This window comes from Pedomonas mirosovicensis (assembly GCF_022569295.1).
GTDB classification, from domain to species: domain Bacteria; phylum Pseudomonadota; class Alphaproteobacteria; order Sphingomonadales; family Sphingomonadaceae; genus Pedomonas; species Pedomonas mirosovicensis.
Window position 1 is genome coordinate 1,877,314 of record NZ_JAKFIA010000001.1, and the last position, 25,084, is coordinate 1,902,397.

Sequence of the window (25,084 nt, forward strand, 5' to 3'; positions counted from 1 at the left end):
GTCTTTTGGCCCCGCCCTATCAGCCTCGCCCTTCTGGATGTGTGGTCTGTCATGATCTTTTGTAACTTGGCCCTTGGGATTCCGAGCATGAAAATTATGGCAAACCGGGCAGAAATCCCCGATAAGGCAGGCAAGGTTTGTTGACGCCCCCGGGTTTGTCCACGTCAGTCTTGTGGTTGAGGCGCTATGATCGTTGTTATCGATAACTATGATAGTTTCACGTACAATCTTGTCCATTACCTGGGCGAGCTTGGCGCTGAAACCTCCGTCATCCGGAACGATCAGGCCAGCGTGGATGAAGTCCTGGCGCTTCGTCCGCACGGGATTCTGCTGTCGCCCGGCCCCTGCACCCCGAACGAGGCGGGCATCTGCCTTGCTCTGATCGAGAAGGCCGCAGGCGCAGTTCCTATCCTTGGCGTCTGCCTTGGCCACCAGTCCATCGGCCAGGCGTTCGGCGGCCGGGTCATACGCGCGCCCCAGGTCATGCACGGCAAGCGCTCGGCCGTGTGGCACACCGGCCAGGGCATATTCGCGGGATTGCCCAAGCCCTTCCAGGCCACGCGCTACCATTCGCTTATCGTGGAGCGTGAAAACCTGCCGGAATGCCTTGAAATCACAGCAGAAACGGAAGACGGAATCATCATGGGCCTGCAACACCGGGAGTTGCCCATCCACGGGGTGCAATTCCACCCTGAAAGCATCGCCACCGAGGCCGGCCATCAGCTGCTCGGCAACTTCCTCGCCCTGTGCGGCCTGCCTGTCCGCCAGGTGGCGGCATGAGCGCGCTGCTTGCCGATTTCCAGGCCATCCTGAGCCGCCTGGCTGCTGGAGAGGCGCTGGAGGACAACCAGTCCGCCGCCGCTTTTGACGCCATCATGGCGGGCAATGTTGCCCCGGCCGTGGTCGGCGCGTTTCTTATGGGGCTCAAGATGCGCGGGGAAACCGCGGCCGATCTGGTGGCCGCCGCCGGGGCCATGCGCCGCCGCGCCATTCCCGTGGCTGCGCCGGCCGGCTCCATCGATACCTGCGGCACGGGCGGCGACGGCCTGTTCACTCTCAACGTCTCCACCGCTGCCGCCATCGTTACCGCCGCTTGCGGGGTCAAGGTCGCCAAGCACGGCAACCGGTCGGCCACGTCCCGGTCGTCCTCGGCCGGGGTATTGGAAGCGCTGGGCGTCGTCATCGGTCGCGAACCCGCCCATGTGGAGCGCTGCCTGGCAGAGCTGGGCATCACCTTCATTCTCGCCAATGCCCACCACCCGGCGATGAAGGCAGTGGCGGAGATCCGCCGCGCCCTCAAGGTGCCAACCATCTTCAATCTCGTTGGCCCGCTCACCAATCCCGCGAAGGTTACGCGCCAAGTCATTGGCGTCTATGCTGAAAAGTGGCTCGACCCCATGGCCGAGGCCATTGGCCGACTGGGCGCCCAGCGCGCCTGGATCATCTTTGGCGCGGGCGGCATGGATGAGTTGTCCCTCGCCGGCCCGTCCGTCGTGGCGGAGAACCGGGGCGGCCATGTCACCCGCTTCACCATCGTGCCGGAGGAGCTGGGGCTGACCACCGCTCCCATCGAGGCCATTCGCGGCGGCGATGCCGAGCACAATGCGGCAGCGATGCGCCGGATGCTGACGGGCGAGCCGGGGGCTTACCGCGATACCGTGATCCTGAACGCGGCGGCAGCCCTGGTCGTTGGCGACAAGGCTTCTACCTTGGCGGAAGGCGTTGCCCAGGCAACCGCCGCCATTGACAGCGGCAAGGCGGTCGGGCTTCTCGACCGTTGGATTTACATGACGAAGCAGAACTGATGACCGATACGCTGCAGAAGATCCTCTCCACCAAGCGCGAGCATGTCGCCCGCTGCAAGCTGGCCAAGCCTCTGTCGGCGGTCGAGGCCGACGCCAGGGCGCAGGAGCGGCCGCGCGGTTTCCTGATGGCGTTGGAGCGAGCCCGCCGCGAGGGCCGTTACGGTCTCATCGCTGAAATCAAGAAGGCCAGCCCCTCCAAGGGGTTGATCCGCGAGGACTTTGACCCGCCGGCACTGGCCGAGGCCTATCTCGCGGGCGGTGCCACCTGCCTTTCGATCCTGACGGACGAACCCTATTTCCAGGGCTGCAACGCCTATCTCAAGGCCGCGCGGCGGACGGTACCCCTGCCCGTTCTGCGGAAGGACTTCATGATCGACCCCTACCAGGTGGTCGAAGCCCGCGCCATCGGGGCGGATTGCATCCTGCTCATCATCGCCGGGCTTGAGGACAGCCAGGCCGCCGAGCTGGAGGCCGCCGCCGAAAGCCTCGGCATGGATGTGCTCGTCGAGGTGCACAGCGCCGAGGAGCTGGAGCGGGCCACCCGTCTCAACTCCCGCCTGCTCGGCATCAACAACCGCAATCTCAAGACCATGAGCGTGGACATCAACACCACGATCGAGCTGGCGAGCCTTTTGCCCCAGGGCTATCTGGTGGTCGGCGAAAGCGGTCTTCGCACCAAGGCGGACCTGGACCTGCTGGCCGCCCGCAGTGTCACCACCTTTCTCGTGGGCGAATCCCTCATGGCCCAGCCGGACGTGACGGCGGCCACCCGCTCCCTCCTCGGCCTGGCGGCGGAGTAACCTTATGGCGGGCGGGCTCAGCCATATCGGCGCGGGCGGGGAGGCCCACATGGTCGATGTCTCGGCCAAGGCCGCGACCGAGCGGCGGGCCCTGGCCACCGGGCGCATTCTCATGTCTCCGCAAGCCTTTGCCGCCGTTCGGGACAACGCCATCGCCAAGGGCGACGTGCTATCGGTTGCCCGTGTCGCCGGCATCATGGCGGCCAAGCGCACGTCAGACCTCATTCCGCTGTGTCATCCCCTGCCCATTCAGAAGATTTCGGTCGATTTCGCGTTGGAAGAGCAGGACTTCGCCATTTCCGTCATGGCCATGGTGAAAACCACTGGCCAGACAGGCGTTGAGATGGAAGCGCTGACAGCGGCAAGCATCGCCCTTCTCACCGTCTACGACATGGCCAAGGCGGTGGATAAGGCGATGCGGATTGAAGGCGTCCGCCTGCTGGAAAAGACGGGCGGCAAATCGGGTACCTTTAAAGCGGAGGCGTAACATGCTGAGCGTGGCGGAGGCGCAGGCACGGGTTCTGGCAGCCGCTGGCGCGCGCCGGCGCGAAACCGTGCCTCTTCACGAGGCTCACGGCTGCTATCTGGCGGAGGATGTCACTGCCCTGCTCTCCCAGCCGCCGTTCAACGCCTCGGCGATGGATGGCTACGCCGTCCGCTTCGAGGATATCGCCCCTGGCATGACCATGCCGGTCATCGGCGAGGCCCTTGCGGGCAAGGCGTTCGATGGCGTGTGGGAAGAAGGCGTCGCCATCCGCATTCTCACCGGCGCGCCCATGCCGGAAGGCACGGATACGGTCATCCTTCAGGAAGACGTGGCCTATGAGGACGGCGCAATCCGCATCATGGAGGAAGGCCCCGGCTTTGCCGGACGCCACGTCCGCAAGGCGGGGCAGGATTTCGCCCTTGGTGCCCTGCTGCTCAAGGCCGGTAGCCGGCTGAACGCCCGCGCCATTGCGCTGATGGCCGCCAGCGGCCATGGCATGGCCGAGGTCTACGCCCGCCCGCGCATCGCCATTCTGGCCACCGGCGACGAATTGGTGCCGCCCGGCGCGCAGCCCGGCCCGGACCAGATCATCAACTCCAACGGCGTCATGCTGTCGGCTCTTGCCCGCGCGGCAGGGGCCGAAGTCGCCGATCTCGGCATCCTGCCCGATCGTCATGATGTCATCCGCGACGCCATCGCGGACGTGAAGGACGTGGACATTCTCGTCACCGTCGGCGGCGCGTCGGTGGGCGATCACGACTACGTGCAGGCGGCGCTCGTCGATGCCGGCGCCACCATCGATTTCTGGAAAATCGCCATGCGCCCCGGCAAGCCGATGATGCTGGGCACGCTGGGCGATGCGGTCGCCATCGGCCTGCCGGGCAATCCGGTTTCGGCCTATGTGTGCGCCCAGCTGTTCCTGTTGCCGCTGGTGCGCCACCTCATGGGCGCCTCCAATCCATTCCCTGCGCCGCTCCAGGGCCGTCTGACGATGGACATGCCCGCCAACGGCCCGCGCGCCAATTACCAGCGCGCCCACGTCGCCGCCGGGCCGGACGGCTGGGAGGTTACCCCCTTCCCGGTGCAGGACAGCGCCATGCTCTCCCGCCTTGAGGAGGCCAATGCGCTCGCCATCCGCCCGGCCGAGGCTCCGGCCGCGGAAAAAGGGTCGAATATCGCGTTTCTGCCCCTCAACAATGATTGACGCCTTTGTGGAACTTTCATAGAACGTTCATAGTCTGTTCCACAAGGACTTGGGCATGCTCACCCGCAAGCAACACGATCTGCTGATTTTCATTCATCAGCGCCTCGAGGCGACCGGCATCTCGCCGTCGTTCGAGGAAATGAAGGAAGCGCTGGGCCTCAAATCGAAGTCCGGCGTGCATCGGCTCATCAACGCTTTGGTGGAGCGCAACTTCATCCGCCGCCTGCCCAACCGGGCCCGCGCGCTGGAGGTGCTGCGCCTGCCTGATGCGGCTGCGCCCTCCCGCGGTGTCAAGCCGCAGCTGGCCAGCGATCGGGATGCCGCCATCGCTGCCGCCGACAACGTGGTGCGTGGCACCTTCGGCAAGCCGAAGGCCCCGGCTGTAGCCACCACGGCATCCTTCGTGGAGATTCCGCTGCATGGCCGCGTCGCCGCCGGTCAGCCCATCGAGGCGCTGGAGAGCGATCGCCAACTGGCCGTACCGCCGGCGCTGCTTGGCCCCGGCCAGCACTTCGCGCTGGAGGTCTCGGGCGACTCCATGGTGGAGGCGGGCATTCTGGATGGCGACTACGCCATCATCCGCAAGGCCGACCATGCGCTGGACGGCGACATCATCGTTGCCCTGGTGGACGATGAGGAAGCGACGCTGAAGCGCCTGCGCCGCAAGGAAGGCAAGGTCCGGCTGGAGCCAGCCAACGCTGCCTACAAGACGCAGGTTTACGAACCCAAGCGCGTCCGCATCCAGGGCAAGCTCGTCGGCCTGATGCGCCGATATTGAGTTGGCCGGTCCTGCGCTGGCCGGTACTGGATTAATTGTGGAATTTTGATTTTGCGGGAGGGGCCCCGTGTGCAGAGGCGCACAAGCAATAAGGCCCCTCCTTCACCTCCCTTACATTATCGGGCCCTTCGTTATCAGGCTGCGCCCTGCATGAGCGCAAAGCCGTCTAGGGTCTCCGCGTCGACACAACCGTTCGACCGGGCGCGCCCCATTTAAATCCCCAGCATTCGTCAATCCCCAGCCTTCACGCCACCGCCTGACCGGGTGCGTCCCCAAAAACGAAGGGGGGTCGCAGGGGGACAAGTCCCCTGCAATGAAAATCAACACCCCTTAAACCCGCTCAACGCCCGGCGGCGGCCCACGGGTGGCGGCCGCGCTGCGTTTCAGCTCCCTGCACGTCAAGCCGGCCGCCATCGAGAAAGCGCAGCGTTGTGGCCCCCAGCCGCTCCCGCGCCGGGGCGTCCAGCTTCAGCCGTTTCGGCGCGCACCAGCCCGGCAAGCGGCGCGGCGCGATCACGATGTCATTGTCCGCGCACAGGCGCCGCAGCGCCGGGGCCTCAAACCAATCCTTCAGCCACACGACCGACCACCAGCGTCCGGCCTGCCACAGCGCCACCCGGCATACCCCCTCGCCGCAGTCCTGAACCAGCCCCGGCGTTGCCGCCATATCGGCCAATGGCAGCATGGCGGTCGTATCCAGTCCGCTCTCCTCCAGCCACATCTCGCGGGCGAACGCGCCGCGCCGTAGGGTGGAGAACGCCATGCGCCCATCCTCCAGCCGCACCGCCATCATGCCGCCATCCTGGCTCACGAACAGGTCCGGGCGCGGCGTCATTGCGGCAAGCGCCACGCCGGCCAGCATGGGCAGCAGACCGCCGAGCCGCAGCCTCGTGCGCCACAGGCACAGCCAGACAAGGCCGAACATCATCAGCCCGAAGGCCGGATTGCTCGGCGTATGCCAGCGCACCACCGCGCCTTCCCAGCTTGAAACCTCCCGCGCCAGCGCGATGACGAGATCGAGCCCCACCCGGACCACCTCTGTCACCCAGTCGATCCCGCCCACGCTCTCCGCCAGCACCGCCGCCATCAGCCCCGGCATGATGACGAGGCTGGTGAGCGGTATGGCGATGAAGTTGGCAACGACGCCATAGACGCCGGTCTGGTTGAAGTGATGGATGGCGATGGGCGCAAGCATGGCCTCGGCCACAAGGCTGCTGAGGATCAGCCCCGCGCCCCAGCGGAGAAGCCGCCGCGCCCGCCCATCCCCCTCCTGCCGCCGCAGCCACCGCTCGGCGAAGCGGGATTGGTAGAGTGCCACCAGCCCGGTCACTGCCGCGAAGGACAGCTGGAAGCTGGGGCTCAGCAGCGCCTCCGGCCGGAACAGGAGGATGAGCCCTGCCCCCGTCGCCACCATCCGCAGGCTGATCGCCTGCCGCCCGAGCAGGAGGCCCGCGAGCACGATCAGCGTCGCGATGCAACTCCTCACCGTTGGCACGCTGCTTCCGGCGATGAGGGTGTAGGCGATGGCCGCCAGAGCAGCCGCCAGCGCCGCGAAGGTCTTGAGCGGCAGGCGCAGCGCCAGCCATGCGGAGAGCGCCAGCAGCCGGCGGGTGAGCAGAAACACGATGCTCGTCACCATGGCGATATGCAGCCCGGAGATGGAAATGAGGTGGGCCAGGCCGCTGTCCCGCATGGCCTGGGTCACGTCCTCCGGGATGCCAGAGCGGTCTCCCGTCACCAGCGCAGCAGCCATGCCGCCCGCCTCTCCCCCGATCCGCGCGCGCAAGCGCTCGCTCAGCCAGTCCCGCGCCGCCTCGATGCGGTCCATCACGCCCGTGTTCGGCGCAGGGGCGCTCACCACCGTCACCGCGCAGTGGATTGCGCCCACGCCCCCTATTTCCTCGAACCACGCCCGCTGCCCGAAGTCATAGCCGCCGGGCACCGCCGGGCCAGGCGGCGGTTGCAACCACGCCTTCACCCGCACCCGCGCGCCGCGTTCAATCGTCTCCCCCAGCGGTTTGCGGCTCGTCAGCCGCACGCGGGCCGGGGTTTCATCCGGCTTTAGCCTCGTAATGGCCGTCACCCGCACCACCAGCCGGTCGCGGCCGTCCGCCAGGGTCTCGCGCGACTCGACAAGGCCCGTCACCTCCCGCGCCGCACCGTTCAGCGGGAAGACCGGCGCGCGCACCGCCTCGCCCCGCGCCCAGGCGAGCAATATGCCCGCCGCCACCAGCAGTCCGGCCCAGCCAAGCAGCCGGCCCGCCACCTCCTGTCGCCAACACAGCAGCGCGGCCCCTGCCGCAATTGCGGCGGCTGCCAGCCACAAGTGCGGGCCAGGCAAGCAAAACCATGTTGCAATTCCAGCTCCCAGCGCCACTGGAGCCCACAGTGGCCACTGCTCGCGCTCGGCCAGCAGCAGCGCGTCCAGCCTCTGCCCCAGGCCGGATGCCCCCCGCTGAAACCAGAGTGCAGGGCCGGAAACGGCCCCGCTTGTGCCATGCGACGTTTGAACCACTTGTCCCGCTGTGCTAGAGCCGCCTGAACTTTTTTAACCACCACTTTCGGTCAGGTGTACGATGGGTTCAAGTCCAACCCCGGTGGTCACGCGCTTTGCGCCATCTCCGACCGGTTTCCTGCATATCGGCGGTGCCCGCACCGCCCTCTTCAACTATCTCTTCGCCCGTCATTTTGGCGGCAAGTTCCTGCTCCGCATCGAGGATACGGACCGCGAGCGCTCCACCCAGGCGGCGATCGATGCCATCATCGATGGCATGAAATGGCTCGACCTCGAATGGGATGGCGAAATCACCTATCAGTTCGCGCGCGCCGAGCGGCACGCCGAGGTGGCCCGCCAGCTGCTGGCCGAGGGCAAGGCCTACTACTGCTACGCGACGCCGGAAGAGCTGGAGGAGATGCGCGCCATCGCCCGCGCCGAGGGCCGGCCGATGAAGTACGACGGCCGCTGGCGCGACCGCGACCCGTCCGAGGCTCCGGAAGGCGTGAAGCCGGTCATCCGTCTCAAAGCCCCGCAAACGGGCGAGACCACCATCCGCGATCTGGTGCAGGGCGATGTCACCGTCTCTCACGAGCAGCTGGACGACATGGTCCTGCTGCGCGCCGATGGCACCCCCACCTACATGCTGGCGGTGGTGGTGGACGACCATGACATGGGCGTCACCCACGTTATCCGCGGCGACGATCACCTCAACAATGCCTTCCGCCAGCTGGCGCTCATTCGCGCCATGGGCTGGCCGGAGCCCACCTATGCCCACATCCCGCTCATTCATGGGGCGGACGGCGCCAAGCTCTCCAAGCGCCACGGCGCGCTGGGCGTCACCGACTATCGCGAGATGGGCTTTCTGCCCGAGGCGGTGGAGAACTATCTCCTGCGCCTCGGCTGGGGTTACGGCGATGAGGAGATCATTTCCCGCCAGCAGGCCATCGAGTGGTTTTCCATCGAAGCCGTGGGCCGTTCCCCTTCGCGCTTCGATTTGAAGAAACTTGAGTACCTCAATGGTCATTATATGCGGGAGGCTGACGACCTGCGCCTGACCGAACTGGTTGCGCCGCGTATCGAGTCCCTGCTTGAGCGGACCCTGTCGGTTACGGAGCGCTCCATGCTGCAAAGCAACATCAAGGAGCTGAAGGTTCGCGCCAAGACGTTGGTTGAATTGGCCCAGAGCGCACTTTTCTTCTTTCGCACTCGCCCAATTCCGCTCGACGCGGGCGCAATGAAGCTGCTACAACCTCCAGCACCCGATGTTCTTCGGGAAGCCCATCAGGCGCTGGCGGGAACCGCCGAGTGGCGGGCTGAGGCCCTTGAGGCAACGGTTCGTGCGCTGGCGGAACGTCTGGGGGTAGGACTGGGCAAGGTCGCGCAGCCCCTGCGCGCGGCATTGACCGGTTCAACGACTTCGCCTGGCATCTTCGACGTGCTGGCGGGGCTTGGGAGGGAGGAGAGCCTCGGCCGCATGGAAGACGCAATTGCGGCGACCGCGTCTGAGCAGTGAACACGACCATAAATGCGTAATGGGGATAGGTAAGGACGAGATATGACGAACAAGTCGGCTACGTTGAATACTGGGAACGGCAACATTGACCTTCCCATCCTGAGCGGCACCGTTGGGCCGGATGTCATCGACGTCCGCAAGCTCTATGGCGGAACCGGCATGTTCACCTACGATCCCGGCTTTACCTCGACGGCGAGCTGCGAGTCGAAGATCACCTACATCGATGGTGATCAGGGCGTGCTGCTGCACCGCGGCTACCCCATCGAGCAGCTGGCCGAGAAGTCCAACTTCATGGAAGTGGCCTACCTGCTGCTGCACGGCGAGCTGCCCGGCAAGGAAGAGTTCGAGCAGTTCCGCTACACCATCACCCGCCACACGATGGTGCACGAGCAGCTGGCCAACTTCTACCGCGGGTTCCGCCGCGACGCGCACCCGATGGCCATCATGTGCGGCGTGGTTGGCGCCCTGTCGGCCTTCTACCATGATTCGACCGACATCAACGATCCCGAGCAGCGCAAGATCGCCAGCCACCGGATGATCGCCAAGATCCCGACGCTGGCCGCCATGGCCTACAAATACTCCCTCGGCCAGCCCTTCCAGTATCCGGACAACGCCCTGTCCTACACCGGCAACTTCCTGAAGATGACCTTCGCCGTTCCGGCCGAGCCCTACGAGGTTGACCCGATCGTCGAGCGCGCGCTGGATCGCATCTTCATCCTGCATGCCGACCACGAGCAGAACGCCTCCACCTCCACGGTGCGTCTGGCGGGCTCCTCGGGCGCCAATCCGTTCGCCTGCATCGCGGCCGGCATCGCCTGCCTGTGGGGCCCGGCCCACGGCGGCGCGAACGAGGCCGCGCTCAACATGCTGCGCGAAATCGGCACCCCGGCGAAGATCAAGGAATATGTTGCCCGCGCCAAGGACAAGAACGATCCGTTCCGCCTGATGGGCTTCGGCCACCGCGTCTACAAGAACTACGATCCGCGCGCCAAGGTGATGCAGCAGACCGCCAAGGAAGTGCTGGAGCGCCTGAACGTTCAGGACCCGATCTTCGACGTGGCCCGCGAGCTGGAGCAGATCGCCCTGCACGACGACTACTTCATCGAGAAGAAGCTCTACCCGAACGTGGACTTCTACTCGGGCATCATCCTGAACGCGATCGGCTTCCCGACCACCATGTTCACCGTGCTGTTCGCCCTCGCCCGCACCGTGGGCTGGGTCGCTCAGTGGAACGAGATGATCGAGGATCCGTCTCAGAAGATCGGCCGTCCGCGTCAGCTCTATGTCGGCGCCACCCAGCGCGACTACGTGGACATCGCCAGCCGCTAAACGCTGGCGGTTTCTGCCGAAACCAGAAGGGCGTGGGTTCAACCGAACCCACGCCCTTTTCGCTTTCGCGTCCTCTGGTCGCCCTTACTGTTTGCCGCCGCTGTCTCTCTCGGTAAGGGACTTGTCCAACGTAATCTTCCGGGAATCACGGGAGATACGCGCCACCGGCTTCAACTCTTTAATAAACTTGACCACCTGCTCCTGCGAAGGCAGCGCCGAGAGTTGGGGAAACTGGTGAATCTGGTCCACATCGGCAAGCATCAGGGAGAAGTCCGGTCCCTTCCCGGCTTCGAGCGCCGGTATCGCCTCGGTTTGAAGCACACGGCCCGAATCCGCCAGCGCCAGCACGTAGCCGTCGGTCGCGCCGCCCTTCCGGTAGAGGCTCCATACTATTTCCTCCGCGCCCTCCCGGCACCAGACCTGGGTGGATGCGTCCTGGTTCATTGCCAAGGCCCTCATCCCCACCAGCAACACCCTCGCTCCATCCGGCTTGAGCGCCTCCGCTTGCTGATACTGAAGCGGCTCGGCGCACTCTTTAACCTCGACGGCAGCCGGGGCATCCGGCCCGCCCGGCAACCGGATGGCGTTCAGAATTTGCTCGATTTTGCCCTCCACATCCGCAGCGGATCCTGGACCGGTCAATCTGACCTTGAGGAGCCAGTCTCCCACAGGCACCAAGGCCAACGCCGTTGCAGCCATTCCATCCGGCATGGCGTAGCTAACGCGCATCGCGCTGGCCGTCTTGCCTCCCGGAGGGGCAAAGATTGTCGCCGCCTTGGGGGTGCTTACCTTCTGAAACATCCTGAGCATCGCATGGGATCGATCGAACCACAGCGGCACATTCATTATCGCCGGGCGATACAGGTAGATGGTGGCATAGCCCTCGCTGCCCTCGCCTTCATAGCGCGCAAGGATATCCAATTGCTTGCCCCCGGTGGCGTCCTGCACCTCTCCCCGCTCCACGCCAAGAAGACTGCCTGGAAGCACCACGCCGGATTTCTCGTGCTTCCATTCGGAGGCCCCGCCTTCCGCGATGGTCTGATAGCGCACCTGCCCTTGTGCGGTTGTCGCTACCGCAACGCATAAGCCAATAATCCCCAACCAAAGCCCTGCGCGCATATGGTTCCCCCTTCGCTTGCCGCACAGCGCAACATTAGGATGCAAAGTTGAGTATAATCAAAGTATTCTCGCCTTATACGTGTGTTCCGTCCGGCTATTTCCCGTCGCGCTTGACATCTCGGGCATAATCCCGACCTTCACCGCGCAACGAAGAGAGATGATCCATGCTGAAGATCTGGGGCCGGGCCAATTCCAACAATGTGAAGAAGGCACTGTGGTGCGCGGAGGAAGCAGGCGTTTCCTACGAGCGCATCGACGTGGGCGGAGCCTACGGCAGGCTGGACAGTCCGGAGTTTGCCGCGCTCAACCCCAACCAGCAGATCCCGGTGCTGGAGGACGGCGATCTGGCGTTATGGGAATCCAACGCCATCGTGCGCTATCTCGCCGCCCGTTATGCGCCGGGCACGCTGTACGCCGCCGATCCCGCCGAGCGCGCACTGGCCGACCGCTGGATGGACTGGACCAGCATCAACTTCGTGCCGCCCTTCGTCACCATCTTCTGGGGCCTCGTCCGCACGCCGGAGGCCCAGCGGGACATGGCTGCCATCACCGCCGCCGTCGAGCGTGCCGGAAAGCTCCTCGCCATTGCCGATGACCAGCTGGCCCGCCAGCCCTTTCTCTCCGGCAGTCAGCTGGGCATGGGCGACATCCCCCTCGGCACGGTCATCCATGCCTGGTTCAACCTGCCCATCGAGCGGCGCGACCTGCCCAACCTCGCCCGCTGGTACGATCGCCTGCTTACCCGCCCCGCCTACGCCAAGGTCGTCGCCCAGCCGCTGTCGTGATGGTTGACATGTCGGCGCCGAAGAATCGCCAAAAGGCGCGCCAGCGGCTCAGCGTCCGGCCTGGGATGCGGAAATGACTGATCCATCGGCGCTCAGGGTGAGCCTCGCCACCGGCCCTCGGCCGCGCGTAACCGCCACGATTTGCTCGGGCGTCGGTTCGCTCTCGAAGCCCGGAAACAGGCCGAACTCCATTGCTCTACGCAGAATTACAGAAAAACCTTTGTTGTTCTTGGTCTCATTGGGATGGATCAAAAGCCCGATTCCGGATTCATCCCTTACAATCACGTAGCCTTTCGCTCCGTTTATCGGCCGATAGACGCCACTCTCCAGAAACCAGGGTCCCCGGCAATACTCGGTCCACTCCTGGGCGTAGGACATGCTTGCTTTTAGTTCGTCAAAGGACACCTGTTCTCGAACGACGGCATCCTGGTCAGGCCGCTCCTGCTCAGCACAGGGTTGGGGCAACGGTTGCTGAGTTGCGTGCCGTACACTTTGAGGCCACTCTATCGCGCCGATTGCCTGGTCCAGGATCGTATTAGGGTCCAGATCTGGCTGGGATGCCAGGATAACGGACACCTTGAATATCCAGCCGTCATCGCCCTGCGCCAAAGCGGAAGCCACGCTTAAATTAGGCATGCGGCTCATAAACCGCCAACCATTGGGCTTTTCTCCGTCAGCGATCGTGAAGTCCGCCGGAGCAGTGGAGGTCGTTGCCCCCTGGGCCCGCCACCACTGCAGCGAGAAATCTGCCAGGACAGCGCTGTTTCCAACACCGGGACGGAAAGCGTAAACCAAAATGGTCGTCTTGCCGTCGGCAGACTCGTATTGGCCAGCAACGTCAGCGATACTCACAACGCTGTAATCGACAAGGCTCTTGCGGGAATAGCCTAAAAGCTGCGTAGGAAATGTCATGCCCGAGAGATGGGTCCACGCCCCTTCCACCTCCATGACTCTCTTGTGGACTTGGGCGTCAGCCTTCATTGCGAAAACACAGGATGCTCCCAATACCGCAGCCAATACTATTCCCTTGAGTCCCACCTTACCCCTCCTGCTTCAAGCGCCTCGAGACTGTCGACACCCAAAGCTACAGAATTTGATACGGAGCTGATACTAGATAGTTTTACGTACCACCCGCCTCTCATTGCAGGAGCAGCATCCCTTGCTGTTGCCTCCGGCATCGCGGCCCTGACATCTCTCCTTCCCGAACAGAAAAGGCCGGAGCTTTCGCCCCGGCCTTTCCGCTGTCTGGTCTTCCAGTCCGTTCGTTGCGTTCGGGTGGATCAGAGCCCTTACCCGTTGGCGATCATCGCGCCGAAGTCGGCTTCCGCCATCTTGGTATCGCCCACATAGGCCTCCCCGCGATACTTGCGGACTGGGCCGCGCGCCTGCGTCTGCGTCACGCGCAGCTGCAGGATGACGCCCGGCTCCACCGGCTTGCGGAACTTGGCGTTGTCGATGTTCATGAAGAAGACGAGCTTGCCCTCGGCCTCCCCGCCCATCGAATGCACCGCGTGCACCGCAGCCGTCTGCGCCATCGCCTCGATAATCAGCACCCCCGGCATCACCGGGTGCCCCGGGAAGTGGCCTTGGAAGAACGGCTCGTTCATGGTGACGGCCTTGATGCCCACCGCCGAGACGTCCTTCACCACTTCGTTCACCCGATCGATCAGGAGCATGGGGTAGCGATGCGGGATCATTTCCAGAATCCGCTTGAGATCGATGGTTACGGTTTCGGCGGTCTCTGTCATGAACGCATACCCCCCTTTAAGCTCTGTCAGATCACGTAAACGCTTTGATTACTTCTTGGTGGCAGCCGGCTTGGCGGCCGTCTGCTGGTTCGACTGCGCGGCGGCCTGCGGGGCCGGCGGCGTGGTCGAGACGGTCGGCAGGCTCTTTTCCATCCGAGCGATCACATCCCCCGTGATGTCGATGCTCGGGTTGGCGAACACCACTGCCTCGCGGTTCAGCACCAGGGTTGCGCCCCGCTCCTTGATGATGTCGTTGATGACCGGCTTCGAGCCGTTGAGGATCTGGTCAACCACGAAGTTTTCGGTGCGGGCATAGTCGTTCCGCAGCTGCGAGACGTCCTTGTCGGCGTTCTGGGCCTTTTCCTGCAGCTCGCGCTGCTTGGCCTGGAGCACGTCCGGCGCGGCGATGCCGGATTCAGCCTGCTGCTGCAGGGCCTTGGCGTCTGCTTCCAGCTGGGTCTGATAGGTCTTCAGCTTGGATTCCACGGCATTGCGCTTGGAGTCCAGCGTCGGCTGGGCAGCCTTCAGGGCGGCGGATTCCCGCACCACGCGGTTCAGGTCAACCACCAGGTATTGCGACCGCGCGGCCGAAGCGGCCGGGGCCGCTTCCTGGGCGGCCATGACCGGGTTGATCATCGCAAAACCCAGGCCCGCAGAAACAGCGGCGGTCAGGAGAATTTTCTTCATTTTAGAACTGTGTCCCTATGTTGAACTGGAAGACTTCAGTGTCGTCACCCTCTTCCTTGACCAGCGCTTTTGCAAGGTCAATGCGGAACGGGCCAAACGGAGAGTTCCACGAGACGCCGATACCAACCGATACGCGCGGGCTTGGCGTGTCGCCCAGCAGTTGTTCTGAGATGCCAGTGGTCGTTCCGGCGGCGGAAGCCTTGCTGATGCTCCACAGGCTGCCGACGTCCACATAAGCCGACGTCCGCAGGCCCATTTCGTTGGCGGCGGCGCCGAGCGGCACCTCCAGCTCGGCGCTGCCGAGATAGTACATCTCGCCGCCGAGCGGATCGTCATAGGACAGGCCTGCCGACGAGCAGGTCTTGGCCTCCACGCCCGCCTCCGTGCAGGTACGCACGGAGCGCGGACCGATGCCGCGGATCTCGAAGCCGCGGATGCGCGGGCCGCCGAGGAAGAAGCGGTCGTTGATCCGCACGTTCTGGCCGCCCCAGCCGAACACCGCACCGCCCTCGGCGCCGGTCCGCAGGACGAAGTTGGAGCCGAACAGGCGCCAGTAGCGGTCGTAGTCGATGCGGCTGTTCACGTACTTCACGCCGCCGCCGACACCGGCGAAATCCTGGCTGAAGGTGAAGCGCTGGCCGCGGCTCGGGCGGATGGCGTTGTCGCGGTTGTCGAATACCAGCGTGTAGCCGACGGACGAGGTGGTGCGGTTGGACTCGCCCGTGGGGCCGACCAGATCGCAAAGGTACGTACCCGCGGTGAACAGGTTACACTGGCCGTTGGTGAAGTAGACGCTCCGGTCCAGCGACACCTCGGCCTGCGACAGGCCGTAGCGCAGGCCCAGCGACCAGAACTCGGTGATCGGGAAGCCCGAGCGCAGACGGAAGCCGGTGGTCACCTCTTCGTAGGTGGTCTGCCGGTCGTCGTTGCCCACCTCATTGAAGCGGAAGCTGTTCAGGTCGCGCCGGTAGACGTCGATACCCGCCGCCAGGTTCTTGTCGAGGAAATAGGGCTCGGTGAACGACAGGTCGATTTCGCTGCGATAGCTCGACAGCGTGAAGCCCAGCCGCGCCTCCTGGCCCTTGCCGAGCAGGTTGCGCTCGGTGATCGACACGTCGGCGATGAAGCTCTCGATCGAGGAGAAGCCTGCGCCGACCTGGAGTTCGCCGGTGGATTTCTCTTCCACGTTCACTTCCAGCACCACGCGGTCGGGCGTGGAGCCCGGCTTCTGTTCGATCTCCAGATTGTCCTGGAAGAAGCCCAGCGACTGGATGCGATCGCGCGAGCGACGCACCTTGAAGCTGTTGAACGGATCGCCCTCGGCCAGACGGAACTCGCGGCGGATCACCTTGTCGAGCGTCCGCACGTTGCCGTTGATGTCGATGCGCTCCACGTAGACGCGCGGCGCCTCGTTGACGACGAACGTCACGTCCATCGTCAGGTCTTCCTTGTTGCGGTTGATCTGCGGACGGATGTCCGCAAATGCATAACCGAACAGGCCGGCCGTCTCGGTCAGGCTCTCGATCGTGGTTTCGATCTGCTTGGCGTTGTACCAGCTGCCTTCCTTGATCTGGATGAGGTGGCGCAGCAGCTCCGGCTTCAGGTCGCGGATCTTGCTCTCCACGTCGATCTTGCCGAACTTGTAGCGCTCGCCTTCCTCCACCACGTAGGTCTGCACGAAGTCCTTGCGGTTCGGCGCAAGCTCCGAGGCCACCGACACCACGCGGAAGTCCGCATAGCCTTCCGTCAGGTAGAACTGGCGCAGCTTTTCCCGGTCGTAGGCGGTGCGATCCGGGTCATAGGTGTCGTTGGAGGTGAGGAACCGCCACCAGCGGGCCTGCCGGGTCGCCATCTCGCCGCGCAGGTCGCCATCCGAGAACTTCTCGTTACCGATGATGTTGATCTGCCGGACCTTAGACTTCGGCCCTTCCGTGATCTCGAACACCAAGTCGATGCGGTTCTGCGGCAGCTGGATCGCCACCGGGTTGACCGAGGCGGCGAACCGGCCCGAGCGGCGGGCCAGTTCGAGAATGCGCGCCACATCCGCCCGCACCTTGGAGCGGGTGAAGATCTGGCGCGGGGCCAGCTTCACCTCGGGGCGCAGCTTGTCTTCCTTAAGGCTGTCGTTGCCCTCGAAGACGATGCGGTTGATGATCGGGTTCTCCCGCACCTTCACCGTGATGACGCCGTTGTTGTCGACGATCTGCACGTCGGCGAAGAACTCGGTGGAGAACAGGCGCTTCAGGGCCTGGTCCAGCACGTCCTGGTCGTAGGGGTCGCCCACTTCCAGGTTCATGTATGAGCGGACCGTCTCCGGTTCCAGGCGCTGGTTGCCCTCGACCGCGATGGCGCGGATCGCGCGCTGCTCGGCCGTCGGCGCCGCTGCGGGCGCGGCCGTTTGGGCCGCCCCCTGGGTTTGGGCCGGAGCCTGTTCCTGCGCCGCCCCCTGATTCTGGCCCTGTACCGGCGTGGGTGCGGCCGGGCCCGCCGGGCCAACCTGCTGGGCGCTGGCCAGTACCGGCGTCAGGGCCGTGGTCACCGTCAGGATGACGGCCAGCGTTGATGCCGAAGACCGGTGATTACCCCTAGAACTCACGCGTGTTGCCCCTGTCCCGCTGATGCCAAGTTAATGAGTGAAGTACGCGATCAACCCAGGACGCCTGACAAACGGTCCCACAGTCCGAAGGATGCCAGGTCGTTCCAGGTGAGGAAAACCATCAAAGATACCACCAGCGTAAATCCGGCGAGAAATGCCCATTCCTGCACCTTCTGGCTGACCGGACGGCCACGGACAGCCTCGATCGCGTAGAGAAACAAATGCCCACCGTCAAGCATCGGCACCGGCAGAAGGTTGACGAAGCCGAGGTTGAGCGAGATGAGCGCCATGAAGCTGATGAGCGCCAGCAGCCCCAGCGAGGCGTGCTGGCCCGAGACCTGAGCGATTTTCACCGGCCCACCCAGCTCCTTCACGGAACGGTCGCCGGTGATGATCTCCTTCAGCCCCCTGGCCATCATCACCGTCAGGTCGATGGTGGCCTCAGTCGCGTAGTAGAAGGCCTCGATGGGGCCGCGGCGCACCAGCTCCGGCATCCCGCCGAGCAGGCCCACCTGCCCCCGCACATACACATTCCCGAACGGGTCCTTGTCCGTGATGCGCTCCGGCTTCACCACCAGCTCGCGCGTCACGCCGCTGCGTTCCACCTCCACGTACATCGCACCCTGCCCCGAGAACAGGCGCACGCGGTCGCGCACCTCCTCGAAGGAGTCCACGTCGCTGCCATCGATGGAAAGGATGAGGTCGCCCGGCTCGAAGCCCGCCTCGGCCGCCGGGCTGTTCGGCATCACCTCGGCCACCCGCGCCGGGGTGTACTGCTGGCCGATGGTCATGAAGAAGCCGGCGAAGATGAGAATGGCGAACAGGAAGTTCACCAGCGGCCCGGCCGCCACGATGATTGCCCGCTGCCACACCGGCTTCAGCGCGAAGGTCCCTTCCCGCTCCTCCGGCGTCATGGCGGCGATGGCCTCCGGGCTCGGCAGGCTGGCGCCGTTCTGGTCGCCCGCGAACTTCACATAACCGCCGAACGGCAGCAGCGACAGTTTCCAGCGGGTGCCGGCCTTGTCGGTCCAGCCGAACATCTCCCGGCCGAAGCCGATGGAGAAGCTCTCGATGCGGGTCTTGAAGATGCGGCCGGCGATGTAGTGGCCCCATTCGTGGATGAAGACCAGAATCCCCAGAACGACGAGGAAGATCACGATGGTGAAGAAGAGACCGGGCTGCGGCAGTTCAACCATCCGTGCTACCTTTTCCTTTCCGCGGATGCGGCGCCATTTCTTGCCTCGACCACGGCCCGGGCGGCGCGTCGCGCCTCGGCGTCCACAGTCATCACGTCCGCCAGGCTTCCAATCCGGGGAGCGCCGAGCTTGTCCAGAACTTCCGCAACGATTGCGGCAATATCAAGAAAGCCGATCCGCCCATCAAGAAAGCTCTGCACCGCCACCTCATTAGCAGCGTTGAGCACGGCCGGGGCTCCCTCGCCAGCGCGCAGCGCCGACCAGGCCAGATTCAGCGCCGGAAAGCGTTCCGGATCTGGCCGCTCGAAGGTGAGCTGGCCGATGGCCGCCAAGTCCAGGCGCTTGCTGGGGGTTTCGATCCGATCCGGCCATGCCAGCGTATAGGCGATGGGCGTTCGCATGTCGGGCGTGCCCAGCTGGGCCAGCACCGAGCCATCCACATATTCGACCATCGAGTGGACGACCGACTGCGGGTGCACCAGCACGTCCAGCTGCTCGACCAAAACCGGGAACAGGTGGTGCGCCTCGATCAGCTCCAGCCCCTTGTTCATCAGCGTGGCCGAATCGATGGAGATTTTGGCCCCCATCGACCACACCGGGTGCGAGAGCGCCTGCTCGCGCGTCACCTGCGCCATTTCTTCTCGGCTTTTGCCGCGAAACGGCCCGCCCGAGGCGGTCAGGATCACCCGGGCTACCCGCTCCGGGCGCTGGTAGTCGAACACCTGGTAAATGGCGTTGTGCTCGGAATCGACCGGCAGCAGCCGCCCTCCGCTGTCGTTGGCAGCCTTGGTCACGAGATCCCCGGCGCAAACGAGGGATTCCTTGTTGGCCAGCGCCACGGTCGCGCCGCGCTCAGCCGCCTTCAGCGTCGGTTGCAGGCCTGCCGCGCCAACGATGGCGGACATCACCCAGTCTGCCGGGCGCTCGGCTGCCTCGACCACCGCCTGCGGCCCTGCGGCCACCTCGATGCCCGTGCCGCTGAGCGCCTCCTTCAGCGCGCCATAGGCGTTCGCATCGGCCACAACCGCCAGTTCGGGGCGGAATTTTCGCGCCGCCTCGGCCAGTTCCACCACATTGCTGTTGGCGGTCAGCGCCACGCACCGATACTTGTCCGGGTTGCGCCCAATCAGATCGAGCGTCGAGCGGCCGATCGAACCGGTTGCCCCAAGGATCGTGACGGGCCTTACGCTCACAGAATGGCTCCTATCCCAAGCCCAACCAGTTCGGCCAGCGCCACCACCGGCGCGGCTGCAATCAGGCCGTCCACCCGGTCCATGATACCTCCATGGCCGGGCAGGATGCTGCCGGAATCTTTCACGTCGAACGCTCGCTTCAGCGCAGATTCCGCAAGGTCTCCCGCTTGCGCCACAACGGCCAGCACGGCCGCGGCGCCCGCCAGCGCGCCGGAGGCTGCCAGCGGCAGGCCGAACAGCGCGCCGATCACCCAGCCGCCCAGCGCCGCGCCCGCCATGCCGCCGATGAGGCCCGACCAGGTTTTCTTCGGGGAAATGCGCGGGGCCAGCTTCGGCCCGCCGAAGCGCCGCCCGGCGAAGTAGGCGAAGGTGTCCGTCAGCGCCACTGCCACCATCAGCCACAGCACGATGAGGAAGCCGTCCGGCAGGCCGCGCAGCCACACCAGCGCCAGTCCTGGCACCGCGGCATAGACCAGCCCCAGCCCGGTCCACCGGGCCGCCCGCTGCCGCAAGCCGACGCCCCACAGCGCCATCGCCAGTCCGCCAATCACCACCAGCGCCAGCGCCCATTCCCAGCGCCCGCTACCGCCAAGGCCGAAGCTTGCGGCCAGCAGCGTCAGCGCGATCCGGTAGGCCACGCGCGACCGCGCCGCCCCGGTGATGCCGCACCATTCGCGCAGCACCAGCGCGCAGATGATGACGCCGAGCGCCAGGAAGGCGACGCCCCCCAGCCACAACAGGCCCAGCGCCACGGCGGCCATGGCCAGCCCGGCGATCAGGCGGACTTTCAGATCAGACAAAGGCTTTGAATCCCCCCCGGACACGGCTGTTTCACCGTCCTCCGAAGCGCCGTTCGCGCTGCGCGTAATCCGCCAGCGCCGATTCCAGCGCATCGCGATCGAAGTCCGGCCACAGGCAGGGCACGAAGATTAGCTCCGCATAGGCCGCCTGCCACAAGAGGAAGTTGGACAGCCGCTGCTCGCCCGAGGTGCGGATGATGAGGTCCGGGTCGGGAATGTTGCGGGTAAGCAGATGCTCCGCGACCGTCGCCTCGCTCACCGCGTCCGCGTCCAGCGCGCCGTCCCTCACCTTGCGGGCGATTTCCCGCACGGCGGCGGTGATCTCCGCCTGCGCGCCATAGTTCAGCGCCAGGATGAGCGTCAGCCCGGTATTGCCGGCGGTCAGCGCCTCGGACTCGTCCACCAGCGCCACCACGTCCTTTGAAAGCCGGGTGCGATCGCCGATCACGCGCAGGCGCACGTTACGGGCGTTCAGTTCCGCCACCTCGTTCCGGAGATAGTGCCGCAGCAGGCTCATCAGGTCGTCCACCTCCTCGGGCGGACGCTTCCAGTTCTCCGACGAGAAGGCGTAGAGCGTCAGGTAGCTGACGCCCAGTTCCACGCAGGCCGAGACCGTGCGCCGCACAGCCTCCGCGCCCTGGCGATGGCCGAGGGCGCGTGGCAGAAGCCGCCGTTTCGCCCAGCGGCCGTTGCCGTCCATGATGATGGCGATGTGCCGGGGCGGCGTATTCGCGGCCAGGCGGGAGGGTGCGGTCGCGGTCAACGTCGGCCCATCACTTGCCAAGGATTTCTTTTTCCTTGGCGCTGGCCGCCGCGTCGATCTCGCCGATCACCTTGTCGGTGAGCTTCTGGATCTCGTCGGCCCGGCGCTTGTGATCGTCCTGGCCGATCTCGCCGTCCTTCTCCGCCTTCTTCAGTGCATCCATGCCGTCGCGGCGCACGTTGCGAACGGCGACGCGGGCCTTCTCCGCATACTGGGAGGCCAGCTTGGCCAGCTCCTTGCGGCGCTCTTCCGTCAGTTCGGGGATCGGCAGGCGGATCACCTGGCCTTCCGCGATCGGGTTGAGACCAAGGCCCGACGAGCGCAGCGCCTTCTCGACGGCGCTGGCGTTGGAGCGGTCCCACACCTGCACGGAGAGCATGCGCGGCTCCGGCGCGGTCACGGTCGCAACCTGGTTCAGCGGCATGTTCGCGCCATAGACTTCCACCACGATCGGATCGAGAAGCGACGTGGAGGCCCGGCCGGTCCGCAGGCCGGAGAGATCGTGCTTCAGGGTTTCCAGCGCGCCGCGCATCCGGCGCTCAAGATCGGCTTTGTCGTAGGTGCTCATGATATCGTGCCTCGTTGTCAGGCGTCGTTGCTGATAATGGTCGCCGTGCCGGTGCCTTCCAGCACGCGGGCAAGGTTCCCATGCTCGTGAATGGAAAAGACCACAATCGGAATGCTGTTGTCACGGCACAGCGCGACCGCGGACGCATCCAGAACCTGAAGATTGTCGGCCAGAACCTTATTGAAGCTCAAGGTTTCATAGCGCACGGCGTTCGGGTCCTTCTTGGGGTCGGCCGTGTAGACGCCGTCCACCTGCGTGCCCTTCAGGAGTGCGTTGCAGCCCATTTCCGCCGCGCGCAGCGCCGCTGCCGTATCGGTGGTGAAGAACGGGTTGCCGGTGCCCGCCGCGAAAATGACGATCCGGCCCTTCTCCATGTGCCGCACGGCCCGGCGGCGGATGTAAGGCTCGCACACGCTGGACATCGGAATGGCGGACTGCACCCGCGTCTCGACGCCCATGTGCTCAAGCGCATTCTGCACCGCCAGCGCGTTCATCACCGTCGCCAGCATTCCCATGTAGTCGGCCGAAGCCCGGTCGAACCCCTTGGCGGCAGCGGCCAGGCCGCGGAAGATGTTTCCGCCGCCGACCACCAGGCAGATCTGGAAGCCGGCATCCCGCGCCAGCTTCACCTCGACTGCGATCCGCTCCACCGTGGCCGGGTCGATGCCGTACTGCCCGGTTCCCATCAGGGATTCGCCGGAGAGCTTGAGGAGGACCCGGTTAAATCGCCGCCGCGCCGTCATAGTCCCCGTCCCTCTCCCTGATCTTTCGTTCTCTGCATCCGGCATACTCCGCCGGACGCCTCATCCAGACAAGCAAAACCGGCCAGCACCATAGAGGGGCTGGCCGGTCCTGCCAACAGTTTCGGTTTAGTTCGAGCCGGCTGCAGCGGCAACTTCAGCGGCGAAATCGCTCGCCTGCTTCTCGATGCCCTCGCCCAGCTGGAAGCGCAGGTAGCCCTTCAGGACAACCGGAGCGCCCACGTCCTTGGCGGCCTGGGCGATCACGTCGCTGATCTTGGTCTTCCCGTCGATCACGAACACCTGGTTCACCAGGCAGACTTCTTCCTTGAACTTCCGCAGCGCGCCTTCGACCATCTTGCCCACGATCTCGGCCGGCTTGCCGCTCGCTGCAGCCTTTTCAGCGGCAATGGCGCGCTCGCGCTCGAGGGTTTCCGGATCGATGCCGGTCTCGTCCAGCGCCAGCGGGCTGGCAGCGGCCACGTGCATGGCGATCTGCTTGCCCAGCGCCTCGAGCTTCTCGGCATCGCCAGCCGACTCAAGGGCAACCAGCACGCCGATCTTGCCGATGCCCGGCGCGATGGCGCCGTGGACATAACCGGAGACGACGCCCTGGCTCACCTCGATGGTGCCGGCGCGGCGCAGCGACTGATTCTCGCCGATGTTGGCGATGTTCTGGGTCAGCTGCTCGGCCACGGTGCCGGCGCCGCCCGGATAGGCAGCGTTGGCGATCTCGGCGATGTCCGAGGTGCCCTTTTCCAGCGCGATCTCGGTGACGGCGCGCACGAAATTCTGGAAAATCTCGTTCTTGGCAACGAAGTCGGTCTCGGAGTTGACCTCGACCACCGCGCCCTTCGTACCGGCAACGGCAATGCCGATCAGACCTTCGGCGGCCACGCGCCCGGCCTTCTTCGCGGCAGCGGCCAGACCCTTGGTCCGCAGCCAGTCAACTGCCGCTTCCAGGTCGCCGCCCGTCTCGTTCAGCGCCTTCTTGCAGTCCATCATGCCCGCGCCGGTCTTCTCGCGCAGTTCCTTCACCAGGCTCGCAGTAATCTCAGCCATGTCTCATCCCTTCGGTCTGATCGCAGTCGTCTTACAACGTGTCACCCCCGCGGGCTGGCGCATTGGCGATCGTGCCGCCAGGGGCCGGTGCGGGGGTCCATAAACGCGGGGATACTGTTGCGTACCGCGATGGAGTCCCGCGAGACAGCGGGACTAACACGTCAATGCGTCATTGCTTTTGCAAACGCATCACGGAGCCTCTTTGGCAGAGCGCGCCGCGAGCGTCGCTCAAGCGCATCGGGGACAACCCCGGCCCGCCCTTGCGGCGACCGGGGTTGTCCTGCCGTGCGTTACTCGGCGGCCGGAGCCTCGGCCAGGCCCTGCTCCACCGGCTGCTCCATGGCGCCGATGTCGCGGCCCTTGCGAACCTGCTCGTTCACCTTGCCGTCCAGAACGGCGTCGGCGATGGCGTCGCAGTAGAGCTTGATCGCGCGGCTGGCGTCGTCGTTGCCCGGAATCGGGAAGGCGATGCCGTCCGGCTTGCAGTTGGTGTCAAGGATGGCGATCACCGGAATGCCGAGGGTGTTGGCCTCGTGGATCGCAATGTTTTCCTTGTTGGTGTCGATGATGAAGATGACGTCCGGCAGGCCGCCCATGTCGCGGATGCCGCCCAGCGACTGAGCGAGCTTGTCGCGGTCGCGGGTCATCTTCAGGATTTCCTTCTTGGTGAGGCCGTGGGTCGAGCCCGACAGACGCTCCTCGATCTGCTTGTAGCGGCGGATCGACTGGCTGATCGTGCGCCAGTTGGTCAGCATGCCGCCCAGCCAGCGGTGGTTCACATAGTAGTGACCGCAACGAGCTGCAGCCTCGGCCACCGGGTCCTGCGCCTGACGCTTGGTGCCGACGAACAGGATCTTGCCGCCGGCGGCGGTCACGTCACGGACGAACTGCAGCGCACGCGCCAAGAGCGGCACGGTCTGGCTGAGGTCGATGATGTGGACGCCATTGCGCTCGCCGAAAATGTACGGCGCCATGCGCGGGTTCCAGCGGTGGGTTTGGTGACCAAAGTGTGCGCCAGCTTCCAAAAGCTGCTGCATCGTAACGACGGGAACCGCCATACGTTCTCTCCTTCTCCAGTTATATCCGCCGCGGGGGTTTCGGCCTATCGGCCCACCGGGAAGGCTCGCCCCCGCGTGTGAGATGGGCGGGGCATTACCCCAGCCTTAAGCAGAAATCAAGCAACCCGTTCAGACAAAAGCACGCTGGCCTGGGCGATTGCAGGAATTGCCTCCTCCAAGAGGGGGCGCCCCTCCCTTGGAACCCCCATTCGGTTAAGCGTGCCGCTTCGTTTAAGCGTGCCGCGCATGGCAGCGCGGTTGCGCCATGCACGCCTTGCGGTCATGCCGGGTACGGCCCCGCTCCCCAAACTTCAGAAGAAGCGGCGGGGAGACCTAAACGCGGCCCGAAAACGAAA

At 65.0% G+C, this 25,084-nt stretch carries 23 protein-coding genes; 9 read left to right on the plus strand and 14 right to left on the minus strand.

The genetic code is table 11. The features are described from left to right. The first annotated feature begins 186 nt into the window (after nucleotides 1-186). The 6 genes from L0C21_RS08955 to lexA are packed head-to-tail and all read left to right on the plus strand — an operon-like array spanning nucleotide 187 to nucleotide 5,074. Nucleotides 187-780, plus strand: coding sequence for an anthranilate synthase component II (locus tag L0C21_RS08955; RefSeq protein ID WP_259278024.1), 594 nt, complete (start codon nucleotides 187-189; stop codon nucleotides 778-780). Next, nucleotides 777-1,805: an anthranilate phosphoribosyltransferase gene (trpD, locus tag L0C21_RS08960; protein WP_259278025.1), complete on the plus strand. Its 1,029-nt coding sequence runs from the start codon at nucleotides 777-779 to the stop codon at nucleotides 1,803-1,805. The genes L0C21_RS08955 and trpD overlap by 4 nt, the downstream gene beginning before the upstream one ends. Continuing rightward, nucleotides 1,805-2,605, plus strand: coding sequence for an indole-3-glycerol phosphate synthase TrpC (trpC, locus tag L0C21_RS08965; RefSeq protein WP_259278026.1), 801 nt, complete (start codon nucleotides 1,805-1,807; stop codon nucleotides 2,603-2,605). The genes trpD and trpC overlap by 1 nt, the downstream gene beginning before the upstream one ends. 4 nt (nucleotides 2,606-2,609) lie before the next feature. Next, on the plus strand, nucleotides 2,610-3,092 hold the full coding sequence (gene moaC, locus L0C21_RS08970; protein WP_259278027.1) for a cyclic pyranopterin monophosphate synthase MoaC: 483 nt from the start codon (nucleotides 2,610-2,612) through the stop codon (nucleotides 3,090-3,092). 1 nt (nucleotide 3,093) lies between these two features. Further along, nucleotides 3,094-4,296 (plus strand): molybdopterin molybdotransferase MoeA, encoded by a 1,203-nt coding sequence (locus tag L0C21_RS08975; protein WP_259278028.1) that lies wholly within the window; start codon nucleotides 3,094-3,096, stop codon nucleotides 4,294-4,296. A gap of 55 nt (nucleotides 4,297-4,351) precedes the next feature. Next, complete coding sequence (gene lexA, locus L0C21_RS08980) at nucleotides 4,352-5,074, plus strand: transcriptional repressor LexA (protein WP_259278029.1); 723 nt, start codon at nucleotides 4,352-4,354, stop codon at nucleotides 5,072-5,074. A 340-nt stretch (nucleotides 5,075-5,414) separates the two neighbouring features. On the opposite strand, the gene L0C21_RS08985 is transcribed toward lexA, so the two are convergent. After that, the gene (locus tag L0C21_RS08985; RefSeq protein WP_310593362.1) at nucleotides 5,415-7,589 is read right to left on the minus strand and encodes a ComEC/Rec2 family competence protein; all 2,175 of its coding nucleotides are present in this window, start codon (nucleotides 7,587-7,589) and stop codon (nucleotides 5,415-5,417) included. Nucleotides 7,590-7,650: 61 nt separating this feature from the next. On the opposite strand from L0C21_RS08985, the gene gltX reads away from it, so the two are divergent. Next, nucleotides 7,651-9,084 (plus strand): glutamate--tRNA ligase, encoded by a 1,434-nt coding sequence (gene gltX / locus L0C21_RS08990; protein ID WP_259278030.1) that lies wholly within the window; start codon nucleotides 7,651-7,653, stop codon nucleotides 9,082-9,084. Between the two features lie 42 nt (nucleotides 9,085-9,126). Beyond that, the gene (locus L0C21_RS08995) at nucleotides 9,127-10,413 is read left to right on the plus strand and encodes a citrate synthase (protein WP_259278031.1); all 1,287 of its coding nucleotides are present in this window, start codon (nucleotides 9,127-9,129) and stop codon (nucleotides 10,411-10,413) included. An 84-nt stretch (nucleotides 10,414-10,497) separates the two neighbouring features. Here L0C21_RS08995 and L0C21_RS09000 read toward each other — a convergent pair whose 3' ends face one another. After that, complete coding sequence (locus L0C21_RS09000) at nucleotides 10,498-11,532, minus strand: hypothetical protein (RefSeq protein ID WP_259278032.1); 1,035 nt, start codon at nucleotides 11,530-11,532, stop codon at nucleotides 10,498-10,500. A gap of 164 nt (nucleotides 11,533-11,696) precedes the next feature. Here L0C21_RS09000 and L0C21_RS09005 point away from each other — a divergent pair, with 164 nt between their 5' ends. Beyond that, entirely contained in the window at nucleotides 11,697-12,317 is a 621-nt protein-coding gene (locus tag L0C21_RS09005; protein ID WP_259278033.1) for a glutathione S-transferase family protein, read from the plus strand. A gap of 48 nt (nucleotides 12,318-12,365) precedes the next feature. On the opposite strand, the gene L0C21_RS09010 is transcribed toward L0C21_RS09005, so the two are convergent. The 12 genes from L0C21_RS09010 to rpsB all read right to left on the minus strand — a co-directional run bounded on the left by L0C21_RS09010 (nucleotide 12,366) and on the right by rpsB (nucleotide 24,728). After that, nucleotides 12,366-13,355: a hypothetical protein gene (locus L0C21_RS09010; RefSeq protein ID WP_259278034.1), complete on the minus strand. Its 990-nt coding sequence runs from the start codon at nucleotides 13,353-13,355 to the stop codon at nucleotides 12,366-12,368. Nucleotides 13,356-13,606: 251 nt separating this feature from the next. Continuing rightward, the gene (gene fabZ / locus L0C21_RS09015) at nucleotides 13,607-14,065 is read right to left on the minus strand and encodes a 3-hydroxyacyl-ACP dehydratase FabZ (RefSeq protein ID WP_259278035.1); all 459 of its coding nucleotides are present in this window, start codon (nucleotides 14,063-14,065) and stop codon (nucleotides 13,607-13,609) included. A 48-nt stretch (nucleotides 14,066-14,113) separates the two neighbouring features. Beyond that, complete coding sequence (locus tag L0C21_RS09020) at nucleotides 14,114-14,752, minus strand: OmpH/Skp family outer membrane protein (protein ID WP_259278036.1); 639 nt, start codon at nucleotides 14,750-14,752, stop codon at nucleotides 14,114-14,116. A 1-nt stretch (nucleotide 14,753) separates the two neighbouring features. Then, nucleotides 14,754-17,348, minus strand: a complete 2,595-nt coding sequence (gene bamA / locus L0C21_RS09025) for an outer membrane protein assembly factor BamA (protein WP_259278037.1) — start codon at nucleotides 17,346-17,348, stop codon at nucleotides 14,754-14,756. A 50-nt stretch (nucleotides 17,349-17,398) separates the two neighbouring features. Further along, nucleotides 17,399-18,544: an RIP metalloprotease RseP gene (gene rseP / locus L0C21_RS09030; RefSeq protein WP_259278038.1), complete on the minus strand. Its 1,146-nt coding sequence runs from the start codon at nucleotides 18,542-18,544 to the stop codon at nucleotides 17,399-17,401. Between the two features lie 5 nt (nucleotides 18,545-18,549). Next, nucleotides 18,550-19,737 (minus strand): 1-deoxy-D-xylulose-5-phosphate reductoisomerase, encoded by a 1,188-nt coding sequence (locus L0C21_RS09035; RefSeq protein WP_259278039.1) that lies wholly within the window; start codon nucleotides 19,735-19,737, stop codon nucleotides 18,550-18,552. After that, nucleotides 19,734-20,537 carry a phosphatidate cytidylyltransferase gene (locus L0C21_RS09040; protein WP_259278040.1) on the minus strand — a complete coding sequence of 268 codons (804 nt, stop codon included), beginning with the start codon at nucleotides 20,535-20,537 and terminating at the stop codon, nucleotides 19,734-19,736. Before L0C21_RS09040 ends, L0C21_RS09035 begins: the two co-directional genes overlap by 4 nt. Before the next feature lie 31 nt (nucleotides 20,538-20,568). After that, nucleotides 20,569-21,321 (minus strand): isoprenyl transferase, encoded by a 753-nt coding sequence (locus tag L0C21_RS09045; protein WP_259278041.1) that lies wholly within the window; start codon nucleotides 21,319-21,321, stop codon nucleotides 20,569-20,571. Next, entirely contained in the window at nucleotides 21,311-21,868 is a 558-nt protein-coding gene (frr, locus tag L0C21_RS09050) for a ribosome recycling factor (RefSeq protein WP_259278042.1), read from the minus strand. The genes L0C21_RS09045 and frr overlap by 11 nt, the downstream gene beginning before the upstream one ends. Before the next feature lie 17 nt (nucleotides 21,869-21,885). After that, nucleotides 21,886-22,611 (minus strand): UMP kinase, encoded by a 726-nt coding sequence (gene pyrH / locus L0C21_RS09055; RefSeq protein ID WP_259278043.1) that lies wholly within the window; start codon nucleotides 22,609-22,611, stop codon nucleotides 21,886-21,888. A gap of 126 nt (nucleotides 22,612-22,737) precedes the next feature. Continuing rightward, nucleotides 22,738-23,670, minus strand: coding sequence for a translation elongation factor Ts (gene tsf, locus L0C21_RS09060; RefSeq protein WP_259278044.1), 933 nt, complete (start codon nucleotides 23,668-23,670; stop codon nucleotides 22,738-22,740). A gap of 290 nt (nucleotides 23,671-23,960) precedes the next feature. Further along, the gene (rpsB, locus tag L0C21_RS09065) at nucleotides 23,961-24,728 is read right to left on the minus strand and encodes a 30S ribosomal protein S2 (RefSeq protein WP_259278045.1); all 768 of its coding nucleotides are present in this window, start codon (nucleotides 24,726-24,728) and stop codon (nucleotides 23,961-23,963) included. Nucleotides 24,729-25,084 lie beyond the last annotated feature (356 nt).